General features: G+C 69.5%; 10 protein-coding genes. 9 read left to right on the forward strand and 1 reads right to left on the reverse strand.

All coding sequences use genetic code 11. The features are described from left to right. Positions 1-111 precede the first annotated feature (111 nt). The 3 genes from QBL25_RS30175 (at position 112) to QBL25_RS30185 (ending at position 3,954) form a co-directional block, all read left to right on the forward strand. Complete coding sequence (locus QBL25_RS30175; protein ID WP_409060092.1) at positions 112-999, forward strand: FadR/GntR family transcriptional regulator; 888 nt, start codon at positions 112-114, stop codon at positions 997-999. Positions 1,000-1,418: 419 nt separating this feature from the next. After that, positions 1,419-2,957, forward strand: coding sequence for an RNA polymerase sigma factor (locus QBL25_RS30180; RefSeq protein ID WP_409060093.1), 1,539 nt, complete (start codon positions 1,419-1,421; stop codon positions 2,955-2,957). Between the two features lie 166 nt (positions 2,958-3,123). Further along, the gene (locus tag QBL25_RS30185; RefSeq protein ID WP_409060094.1) at positions 3,124-3,954 is read left to right on the forward strand and encodes a S1 family peptidase; all 831 of its coding nucleotides are present in this window, start codon (positions 3,124-3,126) and stop codon (positions 3,952-3,954) included. 168 nt (positions 3,955-4,122) lie between these two features. Here QBL25_RS30185 and QBL25_RS30190 read toward each other — a convergent pair whose 3' ends face one another. After that, entirely contained in the window at positions 4,123-4,350 is a 228-nt protein-coding gene (locus tag QBL25_RS30190) for a hypothetical protein (protein ID WP_160507629.1), read from the reverse strand. A gap of 441 nt (positions 4,351-4,791) precedes the next feature. Here QBL25_RS30190 and QBL25_RS30195 point away from each other — a divergent pair, with 441 nt between their 5' ends. From QBL25_RS30195 to QBL25_RS30220, 6 genes are all read left to right on the forward strand, one after another. Further along, a complete protein-coding gene (locus QBL25_RS30195) occupies positions 4,792-6,915 on the forward strand; it encodes a type IIA DNA topoisomerase subunit B (protein ID WP_409060095.1) in 2,124 nt (707 codons plus the stop codon). Positions 6,916-7,189: 274 nt separating this feature from the next. Then, the gene (locus QBL25_RS30200) at positions 7,190-7,702 is read left to right on the forward strand and encodes a DUF1453 domain-containing protein (RefSeq protein WP_409060096.1); all 513 of its coding nucleotides are present in this window, start codon (positions 7,190-7,192) and stop codon (positions 7,700-7,702) included. 20 nt (positions 7,703-7,722) lie between these two features. Continuing rightward, positions 7,723-8,865, forward strand: a complete 1,143-nt coding sequence (locus QBL25_RS30205) for a sensor histidine kinase (RefSeq protein WP_409062825.1) — start codon at positions 7,723-7,725, stop codon at positions 8,863-8,865. After that, positions 8,862-9,569, forward strand: a complete 708-nt coding sequence (locus QBL25_RS30210) for a response regulator (protein ID WP_409060097.1) — start codon at positions 8,862-8,864, stop codon at positions 9,567-9,569. Before QBL25_RS30205 ends, QBL25_RS30210 begins: the two co-directional genes overlap by 4 nt. A gap of 137 nt (positions 9,570-9,706) precedes the next feature. After that, positions 9,707-10,258: a DUF485 domain-containing protein gene (locus tag QBL25_RS30215; protein ID WP_409060098.1), complete on the forward strand. Its 552-nt coding sequence runs from the start codon at positions 9,707-9,709 to the stop codon at positions 10,256-10,258. Further along, complete coding sequence (locus QBL25_RS30220; protein ID WP_409060099.1) at positions 10,255-11,847, forward strand: cation acetate symporter; 1,593 nt, start codon at positions 10,255-10,257, stop codon at positions 11,845-11,847. The genes QBL25_RS30215 and QBL25_RS30220 overlap by 4 nt, the downstream gene beginning before the upstream one ends. The last annotated feature ends 37 nt before the right edge of the window (positions 11,848-11,884 follow it).

The following is an 11,884-nucleotide window of genomic DNA, read 5'->3' on the forward strand; positions in this document are numbered from 1 at the left end:
ACCCGTTTCTTTCCGATAAGGCGTCAATTGCGGCAGGGTAAGCGATCACCCTTTCGTGTGCTTTTCACCAAAGACCTCAAGGGACTTGGGAGCAACGCCGACAAAGGTTCCGTGAGTACCCTTGCGCACACCATGATGACCGCCGCCCGCTCCGCAGACTCCGGCCTCGCCGGCCCGGGCGAACTCGACCGCTACCCCTACGCCGAGGCCCCGGGTGCCGACCGCGTCGTCGCACCCTCGTGGGACAGCGCCGACCAGGACCTCGGCCGCGTGGGACGACGCACCGCAGGCAGCCGCGGCCGTGGGCTGCACGGCCAACTCGTCCAGCAGCTCGGACAGATGATTGTCTCCGGTGACCTGGGAGCCGACCGGCCGCTGGTCCCCGAGGAGATCGGCCAGCGTTTCGAGGTCTCCCGCACCGTCGTCCGTGAATCGCTGCGCGTGCTCGAAGCCAAGGGCCTGGTCAGCGCCAGGCCGAACGTGGGCACGCGCGTGCGGCCCGTCAGTGACTGGAACCTCCTTGACCCCGACATCATCGAGTGGCGCGCCTTCGGCCCGCAGCGCGACGACCAGCGCCGTGAGCTGAGCGAGCTGCGCTGGACGATCGAGCCCCTCGCCGCCCGGCTCGCCGCGGGCCACGGCCGCGAGGAGGTGCAGCAGCGGCTCGCCGACATGGTCGAGATCATGGGCCACTCCCTGAGCCAGGGTGACGGGATCACCTTCTCTCGCGCCGACGCGGAGTTCCACTCGCTGCTCATCCAGCTCGCGAGCAACCGCATGCTGGAGCACCTGTCGGGCATCGTCTCGGCCGCGCTCCAGGTGTCGGGCGGCCCGGTCGTCGGCTGCGACCGGCCCACCGAGGCCTCTTTGGTGCACCACTCGCGGATCGTCGACGCCCTCGGCGCGGGCGACGGACCCGGCGCGGAGGCCGCCATGCGGCAGCTGCTCACAGTCCACCCGGAGGTGGAGCGCGTCGTGCCCGCCCCTCGCGAGCACTGACGGCCGGGTCTGCGTCCGTACGGCCGGCTCATGCGCCTCGCGGCCCGACCCCAGCACTCCGTCGGCACGGCGGCGTCGCCGGGCCTCTGCGGGTTCCTCGGGGATCCGACAGGGACTCGGCGACGCGGCCGTTGCCGTCCGGAGGGCCGTCAGCGCTCGGGTCTGGACACCTCTGACCGTATCTGGCCGCTTTTGAGCGCTTACGGGGTGTGACTCGGGCCACGTAGATTGGGCGTAACACTCGTCGGGGCAGCGCGATGACCTAAGAGGTGATAGCCGAGGAAGGAATACAGCAGTCGTCCGCGACGCTGTGTAGCTCCCCGGCCCCGCCTGCGCCGTCGGCCCATCCCCAGTCGTCGGTCGTCGGTCCTGGTCCACAATGGACGGGGCCGGAAGCCGTTTTCCAACGTTCCGAGAGGTTGTTCGTGTCGGCCAGCACATCCCGTACGCTCCCGCCGGAGATCGCCGAATCCGTCTCTGTCATGGCGCTCATCGAGCGGGGAAAGGCTGATGGGCAGATCGCCGGCGATGACGTGCGTCGTGCCTTCGAAGCTGACCAGATTCCGGCCACTCAGTGGAAGAACGTTCTGCGCAGCCTCAACCAGATCCTCGAGGAAGAGGGTGTGACGCTGATGGTCAGTGCCGCGGAGCCGAAACGCCCCCGCAAGAGCGTCGCAGCGAAGAGCCCGGCCAAGCGCACCGCGACCAAGACCGTCGCGGCCAAGACGGCCACGGCGAAGCAGGCCACCGCGACCGCCGCCCCCGAGGCGTCGGCCGTGGACGTCGCCGCTGAGGACGCGCCCGCGAAGAAGGTCGCAGCCAAGAAGACGACGGCGAAGAAGGCCGTCGCCAAGAAGACCGTCGCGAAGAAGGCGACGGCGAAGAAGACCAAGCAGGACGACGAGATCCTGGACGACGAGGCCACCGAGGAGACGCCCGCGAAGGGCAAGCCCGGTGAGGGTGAGCCCGCGGAAGAGGGCGCCCAGGGCTTCGTGCTGTCCGACGAGGACGAGGACGACGCCCCGGCCCAGCAGGTCGCCGCGGCCGGTGCCACCGCCGACCCCGTCAAGGACTACCTGAAGCAGATCGGCAAGGTCCCGCTGCTCAACGCCGAGCAGGAGGTCGAGCTCGCCAAGCGCATCGAGGCCGGTCTGTTCGCCGAGGACAAGCTGGCCAACGCCGACAAGCTCGCCCCGAAGCTCAAGCGCGAGCTGGAGATCATCGCCGAGGACGGGCGCCGCGCCAAGAACCACCTCCTGGAGGCCAACCTCCGTCTGGTGGTCTCCCTGGCCAAGCGCTACACCGGCCGCGGCATGCTGTTCCTGGACCTCATCCAGGAGGGCAACCTCGGTCTGATCCGCGCGGTCGAGAAGTTCGACTACACCAAGGGCTACAAGTTCTCCACGTACGCCACCTGGTGGATCCGTCAGGCGATCACCCGCGCGATGGCCGACCAGGCCCGCACCATCCGTATCCCGGTGCACATGGTCGAGGTCATCAACAAGCTGGCCCGTGTCCAGCGCCAGATGCTCCAGGACCTGGGCCGTGAGCCCACCCCGGAGGAGCTGGCCAAGGAACTCGACATGACCCCCGAGAAGGTCATCGAGGTCCAGAAGTACGGCCGCGAGCCGATCTCCCTCCACACCCCTCTGGGTGAGGACGGCGACAGCGAGTTCGGTGACCTCATCGAGGACTCCGAGGCGGTCGTTCCGGCCGACGCGGTCAGCTTCACGCTCCTCCAGGAGCAGCTGCACTCGGTGCTCGACACCCTGTCCGAGCGTGAGGCGGGCGTGGTCTCCATGCGCTTCGGTCTCACGGACGGCCAGCCGAAGACCCTCGACGAGATCGGCAAGGTCTACGGAGTGACGCGTGAGCGCATCCGCCAGATCGAGTCGAAGACGATGTCGAAGCTGCGTCACCCGTCGCGTTCGCAGGTCCTGCGCGACTACCTCGACTAGTCACAGGCGCTCCACACGGAAAGACCCGAGGCCTCATCCGAAGCCCCGGGTCTTTCCGTTTGTCCGACGTGTGTCCGCCCTGCCGCGGACGCGCGTGGCGGGGTGCGGGGCGTGACGCACTGGATCACTGTGGGTGTTTCACGACAACCCAGAGTGAGGAGATCGCATGCCTCGTCCTTTCGCACGGACATTCACGGCGGCGCTGGCCCTTGTCGCCCCCGTGGTGGCGCTGCCGCTGGCCTCTCCGGCCCCGGCGGCGGCCGACAGCATCGTCATCGGCGGCAGTACGGTCCGGGTGGCCGACAGCCCCTGGGTGGTGGCGCTGTCCAGCCGTGACCGGTTCGGGGGTACGCGCTCGGGACAGTTCTGCGGAGGCGTGGTGGTCGGGCGCTCGACGGTCCTCACCGCGGCGCACTGCCTGGGGGAGGAAGTCCTCGGAGTACGGCTGAACCAGATGAGCGACCTGAAGGTGATCGTCGGCCGGGATGATCTCGGCACCTCGCAAGGCCGTGAGATCGCGGTGAGCAAGGCGGAGGTCAATCCGGAGTACGACAGCTTCTCGAATTCCGGTGACGTGGCGGTGCTGACGCTGGCGAGCCCGCTTCCGCAGGGTTCCGTGCTCGCCATGGCCGGTGCGGGTGATCCGGCGTACGAGCCCGGCACGCGCGCGGCGGTCTACGGGTGGGGTGACACGACGGGGTCGGGTGACTACGCGCGGGCGTTGCACTCCGCGCAGGTGCGCGTCCTGCCCGATTCGACCTGCAAGACGGCGTACCCGGGCAATTCTGACGGAACGTATACGGCCGAATCCATGCTGTGTGCGGGGGAACTTGAGGGCGGGCGGGACGCCTGCCAGGGGGACAGCGGCGGTCCGCTCGTCGCACGCGGGCGGCTGATCGGCCTCGTCTCCTGGGGGAGTGGCTGCGGTCAGGCCGGGAGTCCCGGGGTCTACACGAGGATCTCGGGTGTCGCGCAGGACATGCCTCTGCGCGGCTGAAAGCGCGGGAGTCGTCCGATGGGGAGGGTGGGGCGTCGCCAGGGACCGCCGAGAAGGTGCCTGGGCGCCCCTCTCACGCGAGCGGGCGACCGTCCCTGGGGTTGGCAGGGGCGGCCGCCCGGTCACCGGCCTGGCGTGCGCCGGATCGCTCGTCGTGGGTGCGAGGTGTCAGCGATCCTCGTCGTTGGTCTCCGGGACGGCCGTCAGCCGCTCCGTCTCGTCCTGTATCTCAGCGGCGATCTTCTTGAGTTCCGGCTCGAACTTGCGGCCGTGGTGGGCGCAGAAGAGCAGTTCACCGCCGCTCAACAGGACGACGCGCAGGTATGCCTGGGCGCCGCAGCGGTCGCAGCGATCAGCGGCCGTCAGGGGGCTCGCGGGGGTCAGAACAGTAGTCACGTCGCCTCTTCTCTAGCTCGACGAGCTGTCGTACCAGGGTCAACATCCAACCAGGCCGAAAACGTTCCCGCTCGTGGCTTTTCCTCGAATGTTTTTTCCGAGGCGGCTGTCTGCTGCCGGTTGGCGGCGAATGTGCCGTATTACGTCTCTTACGTGTCGTACGGTTTCGCGCTGTCTGTCAGGTCGGTCGTCCGCCGGCTGGGTTGCCGGTTGTTCATGAGGACGTGCCCGGAGCCTAAATGGTTCATGCCTGGAAGGGAACGTGACGTGTACTTCACTCAATCGAGGGATCGAACATGCGTGCGGCCCTGGACTAGTGTGAGTTGTGACGAGGGTGGCGTTACAACGGCTCTACCAGGCCTCGGTACCCTCTGAGCGGCAACCGAAGCCGGGGCCTTACCCCAAAGGGCCCCTTTTGAAATTCAGCGAGGAGCGAACCGCGTGACCGCCGAGACGTCCGTGCCGTCCACAGCGTTGCTGACCGGAGCAGACCGGGACGGTTCCAACTACACCGCGCGGCACCTGCTCGTCCTGGAGGGGCTCGAGGCCGTTCGCAAGCGTCCAGGCATGTACATCGGGTCGACGGACAGCCGTGGCCTGCTGCACTGCCTCTGGGAGATCATCGACAACTCCGTCGACGAGGCCCTGGGCGGCTACTGCGACCACATCGAAGTCATCCTCCACGACGACGCCTCCGTAGAGGTCCGGGACAACGGCCGCGGCATCCCCGTGGATGTCGAGCCCAAGACCGGCCTTTCCGGGGTCGAGGTCGTCATGACGAAGCTCCACGCGGGCGGCAAGTTCGGCGGTGGCTCGTACGCCGCCTCCGGCGGCCTGCACGGAGTGGGTGCCTCCGTGGTGAACGCCCTGTCCGCGCGCCTCGACGTAGAGGTGGACCGCGCGGGGCACACCCACGCGATCAGCTTCCGCCGCGGGGTGCCCGGCGCCTTCGCCAAGCCCGGCCCCGACGCCGACTTCGACTCGTCGGCCAAGCTGCGCAAGGCCAAGAAGATCCCCAAGACGCGCACCGGCACGCGCGTGCGCTACTGGGCCGACCGCCAGATCTTCCTCAAGGACGCCAAGCTCAACCTCGACACGCTGCACCAGCGTGCCCGGCAGACCGCCTTCCTGGTCCCGGGCCTGACCATCGTCGTCCGCGACGAGTACGGTCTCGGCGAGGGCGGCTCCAAGGGCGAGGAGTCCTTCCGCTTCGACGGCGGCATCAGCGAGTTCTGCGAGTACCTCGCCCAGGACAAGGCCGTCTGCGACGTCCTGCGCCTCACCGGGCAGGGCACCTTCAAGGAGACCGTCCCGGTCCTCGACGACCACGGCCAGATGACGCCCACCGAGGTCACCCGTGAGCTCACCGTGGACGTCGCCATGCGCTGGGGCACGGGCTACGACACCACGCTGCGGTCCTTCGTCAACATCATCGCCACCCCCAAGGGCGGCACCCACGTGACGGGCTTCGAGCGCTCCCTCACCAAAACGATGAACGAGGTGATGCGCACCCAGAAGGTGCTGCGGGTCGCCGAGGACGACATCGTCAAGGACGACGCCTTGGAGGGACTCACGGCGGTCGTCACGGTCCGTCTCGCCGAACCGCAGTTCGAGGGCCAGACCAAGGAGGTGCTCGGCACCTCGGCGGCCAACCGCATCGTCGCCAACGTCATCGCCAAGGAGCTCAAGGCGTTCCTGACGTCCACCAAGCGGGACGCCAAGGCGCAGGCCCGCGCCGTGATGGACAAGGCCGTCGCCGCGGCCCGCACGCGCATCGCGGCCCGGCAGCACAAGGACGCCCAGCGCCGGAAGACGGCCCTGGAGTCCTCCTCGCTGCCCGCGAAGCTCGCCGACTGCCGCAGCGACGACGTGGAGCGCAGCGAGCTCTTCATCGTCGAGGGCGACTCGGCGCTCGGCACCGCCAAGCTGGCACGGAACTCCGAGTTCCAGGCCCTCCTGCCGATCCGCGGCAAGATCCTCAACGTTCAGAAGGCGTCCGTGACGGACATGCTGAAGAACGCCGAGTGCGGCGCGATCATCCAGGTCATAGGGGCGGGGTCCGGTCGGACCTTCGACATCGACGCGGCGCGCTACGGGAAGATCATTCTGCTCGTCGACGCCGATGTCGACGGCGCGCACATCCGGATCCTGCTGCTCACGCTCTTCCAGCGGTACATGCGACCGATGGTGGAGGCGGGCCGGGTCTTCGCCGCCGTGCCGCCGCTGCACCGGATCGAGCTGGTGCAGCCGAAGAAGGGCCAGGACAAGTACGTCTACACGTACTCGGACAACGAGCTGCGCGAGACGCTCCTGGAGTACCAGCGCAAGGGGATCCGGTTCAAGGACTCCATCCAGCGCTACAAGGGCCTCGGCGAGATGGACGCGGACCAGCTCGCGGAGACCACCATGGACCCCCGCTACCGCACGCTGCGGCGGGTCAACATCGGCGACCTGGACGCCGCCGAGCAGGTCTTCGATCTGCTGATGGGCAACGACGTGGCGCCCCGCAAGGAATTCATCACGAGTTCCGCGGCGACGCTGGACCGTTCGCGCATCGACGCGTAGCGCTCTGCTCTCGCGGGGCCGGGGCGTTCCGTTCGATCGGGACGCGCCAGCCTCGCGGGACGCGCCGGCCCCTGCGGGGCAAGCTCGTCCGTCCTGGCCCACGGGCTGCCCCCATCGGTCTGGTCACGGGCCGCACTCCACCCGTGGGTGGAGCCCGTGGCTCCACCCACGTTCCACCCCTGCTCCGATGTCCTGACCAGGCCATTTCCGTAGCGTCGAAGGCGTCGATCCTCGTTGGATCGGCTCCGCTCTTCTTCGCCCCTCGGAGGCCGACATGTCTGGGCTCACCAATGTTCTGGTGGTCTGCGCCGTCGTCGCGTGGGTGATCGCGCGCCAGTTCAAGGCGCAGCAGATCACCGCGGACGGGCGCTGGTGGGTCATACCAGCCGTGCTGGTCTTCTTGGCCGTGCGCGAGCCCGATCTGCTCGATCCTCACCACCGAGCCACGGCCGGCGCCCTGCTCGCCGTGGAACTTCTCGTCGGTCTGGCCATCGGTTTCGGCTGGGCGCGGACCACGCATGTGTGGGCGGCCCCGGACGGCGCCGTGTGGGGCAAGGGGACCAAGGCCACCGCCGTCGTATGGGGCGCCGGGATCGCGCTGCGGCTCGCTCTGTTCGGCATCGGCGCGCTGCTGGGGGTGCGGCAGGGCGGCGCCGCGCTGATGCTGGCGCTCGCGGCCACGCTCCTGGTGCGCAGCGGCCTGTTGGCGCAGCGGGCCGGCCTGCTGCGCCCGGCGTACGGTGTTGCGGACGCGGCGTACCAGCCGATGCGGAAGGACCCCGTGTGATCTCGGACCGGTGGACCCGTGTGATCTCGGACCGGTGGATGAGTTGGCCCTCCCGGGAAGGGCTCACGCGGGAAGGACTCAGCGCCGCCCGGCTGTGGTTCGTCAGGGTCCTGAGGGTGGTGATCGGCGGCAGCCTGCTGTGGAACGCCTTCCGTGACGACCGAGGCTGGCGTCTGGTGGCCGGGGTCGGCCTGGTCGTGCTGTGCGGCGGGCTGGTGTGGGCGTTTCTGCGGATGTCGTTCGCCCGTCGGCTGTGGCCTTCGGTCACTCTGCTGGCTCTGCTGATGGGGGCGGGGTACGCCGCTCAGGCGGGCGACTGGAGCGTGCTGGCGCTCGTCCTCTGGTGCGGCTCGGCGTTCCTGGCCCTGGAGCGGCTGCCGCTGGTGGTGGCCGGGGTCTGTATGCCCGTGGCGCTGGCCGCGTTCGCGGTGCACAACGACGACGGCTGGCTGACCACAGCCCTGATCGTCGTCGGGCTCGCACTGGCCGGTTACACGCTGCGGCTCGACGCCGACGCCCGGGGCAACGCCCGGCGGCTGCTCGCCCAGGAGCGGGCCGCCCGCGCCGCGGAGGCCGAGACGGCCGCCCTGGCCGAGCGGGCCCGCATCGCCCGGGAGATCCACGACGTGCTCGCGCACAGCCTCTCCGCACAGCTCGTCCATCTGGAGGCGGCGCGGCTGCTGATCGAGGGTGACGCGTCGCGCGACCAGATACTCGAGCGCGTGGTGGCGGCGCGGTCCATGGCCCGCGAAGGGCTCGCGGAGACCCGGCAGGCGCTCTCCGCCCTGCGCGGCGAGATGACGCCCGTCGAGGACTTCCTGCGGGAGCTGGTCTTCTCGGACAAGGCTTCGGTGTCCGTGACGGGGGAGCGGCGCGCGCTGCCCGCCGAGGCCTCACAGGCGGTGCGCCGCGTCGCGCAGGAGGCCCTGACGAACGTCCGCAAGCACGCTCCGGGCGCGGAGGTGTTCGTGCGACTGGCGTACGAAGAGGGAGAAGTGACCCTGGACGTACGGGATTCCGGCGGGACGCCGGGCGAACTGGCGGCGTCCGGGGCCGGATACGGTCTGATCGGAATGCGGGAGCGGGCCGAGCTGCTGGGCGGTTCACTGGCGGCGGGTCCTGGTGAGGAGGGGTTCATCGTGACGCTGAAGGTGCCCACATGACGGCGGGGGACGGCATGCCGGAGGGCCGTGCCAAGGCGCCGGCGCGGGTGGTCGTGGTCGACGATCAGACGGTGGTGCGCGAGGGCATCGTGATGCTGTTGGGGCTGTTGCCCGGCATCGAGGTTGTGGGCTCCGGGGGTGACGGCGAGGAGGCCGTGCGGCTCGTTGCGGAGCTGGCCCCTGACGTGGTCCTGATGGACCTGCGCATGCCGCGGGTCGACGGCGCGGAGGCCACCCGGCGCATCCGTGCGGAGTACCCCGGGACGCAGGTCGTGGTGCTGACGACCTTCGCGGACGACGACTCGCTCTTCCCCGCGCTGCGAGCCGGTGCGCGCGGCTATCTGACCAAGGACGCGGGCGGGGACGAGATCGTGCGTGCCGTCGAGGACGTGCTGTCGGGGGACGCGGGGCTCTCGCCGCGGATCCAGCGGCGGCTGTTGGAGCGGTTTGCGGAGCCCGAGCAGCCCGCGCCCGCACCGGAACCGCCCGACGGTCTCACCACGCGCGAGACCGAGGTGCTCGTCCTGATCGCCGAGGGGATGACGAACCAGGAAATCGCCCGCGCCATGCACGTCTCCACCGCGACGGTGAAGACACACATCAACAATCTGTTCGCCAAGACGGGTCTCAAGGACCGTGCGCAGGCGGTCCGTTACGCCTATGGGCACGGACTCGCCAAGCCGCCGACGGCGAAGCCTGGGTGAGTGGGGGTCTTGTGGGGGTGTTTGGGTCGGTCCTTCACCTGATGGGGTGAAGAGCTGGGAGAGAAGAGTCAGGGATCTTCCCGTTCTGTCCATCCTTGGGCACGCGGCCGAACAAGGCTGCGGACAAGGAGAGTTCGGTGGACAAGCACGACGGACGCGATGCGGGGCAGGCGCGGACCGGTGATCCGAGGGATCCCTGGTACGACGCGCTTGCGTCCGGCTGGGGCGAGTTGGACGGCACGGGGGCGCCGGCGCCCGTGGTGCCGCCCCGAGCCGCGCCGGAGCGGATCGCGACCGCGGCCGACATCTATCTGGAGGTCCAGCGCAGTGCTGCCTTCCAGGAGGTGCGCGGGCGGTACCGCCGGTTCGTCGTCCCCGGGGTGGCCGTCTTCTTCACCTGGTACGTCGCGTATGTCGTGACGGCGACGACCGCGCCGGGGCTGATGGCGCGGCCCGTGGCCGGAGCGGTGAACGTCGCGATGCTCGCCGGACTCGGGCAGTTCCTCTCCACCTTTCTGCTGACGTGGGCGTATGCCCGGCACGCCCGGCTCAGGAGGGATCGCGCGGCGCTCGATCTGCGCTGGGCCGTCTTCGAGCAGAAGCGCGAGCAGGACCAGAAACGGGTCCTGGAGCAGCGGGAACACGACCGGCGGACCGAGCAGGAGACGGCCCGGGGGAGCGAGCGATGACCGGGAACCACCAGACGCTCGCGCTGCTGCTCTTCGGCGTGTTCGTGGCCGTCACGCTCGCCATCACGACCTGGGTGAGCCGCAACCGGCACGGCTCGGCGGAGGAGTTCTACGCCGGAGGGCGGCTCTTCTCGCCGATGGAGAATGGATTCGCCATCGCGGGCGACTACATGTCGGCCGCGTCCTTCCTCGGCATCTCCGGACTGATCGCGCTCTTCGGGTACGACGGGCTGCTGTACTCGGTGGGTTTTCTCGTCGCGTGGCTGGTCGTGCTGTTCCTGGTGGCCGAACTGGTGCGCAACTGCGGCAGGTTCACGCTCGCCGACGTCGTGGCCTCCCGGATGAGGGAGCGGCCCGTGCGCATCGCGTCGGGCACGTCCTCGGTGACCGTGTCCGTTCTCTATCTGGTGGCGCAGATGGTGGGGGCGGGCTCTCTGGTGGCGCTGCTCCTCGGCGGGACGAGCGGGGCGGCGCAGTCCTGGACGGTGATCGGCGTCGGCGCGCTCATGGTCGTCTATGTGTCGCTGGGAGGGATGCGGGCCACCACCTGGATCCAGATCGTCAAGGCGGTCCTGCTGATGTGCGGGGCGATCGCGCTGACCGTGCTCGTGCTGGTGCGCTTCCACGGCGACTTCGACCAGTTGCTGCGGACCGCGGCCGACCGCAGCGGGCACGGCAGCCAGTTCCTCGCCCCCGGGTTGAAGTACGGCGGCGACTGGACCTCGCGCCTGGACTTCATCAGCCTCGGGCTCGCGCTCGTCCTCGGCACGGCCGGGCTCCCGCACATCCTGTCCCGCTTCTACACGGTGCCGACCGCGCGGGCCGCCCGCCGGTCCGTCGTCTGGTCCATCGGGCTCATCGGCAGTTTCTACCTGATGACGATCGTGCTCGGCTTCGGTGCCGCCGCGATCGTGGGTTCCGACGCCGTGCGCGGATCGAATGCCGCGGGGAACACGGCGGTGCCGCTGCTCGCGCTCGATCTGGGCGGCGGAGCGGACTCCACTGGCGGAACGGTTCTCTTTGCCGTCGTCGCCGCGATCGCCTTCGCCACCATCCTCGCCGTCGTCGCCGGGATCACGCTCGCCTCCTCGGCGTCCGTGGCCCACGACCTGTACGCGTCGCTGCGGCGCAAGCACGCGAAGCCGCGCAGCGAGGTGGCGGTGGCGCGCCTGGCGGCCGCCGGGATCGGGGTGGTTGCGATCGGTTTGGGTCTGCTCGCCCGGGACCTCAACGTGGCGTTCCTGGTGGGCCTCGCGTTCGCGGTCGCCGCGTCCGCGAATCTGCCCGTGCTGCTCTACTCGCTGTTCTGGCGGAACTTCACCACGCGCGGCGCGGTCTGGTCCGTCTACGGGGGCCTGGTGCCCTCCCTGGTGCTCGTCGTGCTGTCACCCGTGGTGTCCGGAGAGCCGAGTTCGCTCTTCCCGGGGATGGACTTCCAGTACTTCCCGCTGGAGAACCCGGGGCTCGTCTCCATCCCGCTGGGCTTCCTCGCCGGATGGCTGGGCACCGTCACCTCGGCGGAGCCCGCCGACGAGGCCAAGCACGCGGAGACCGAGGTGCGCTCCCTCACCGGGGCCGGCGCCGCGTGACGCCCCCTGCCCGCAGGGGGGCCGAGAAGGCGGGAGC

Source organism: Streptomyces sp. SYP-A7185 (assembly GCF_046103685.1).
GTDB lineage: Bacteria > Actinomycetota > Actinomycetes > Streptomycetales > Streptomycetaceae > Streptomyces.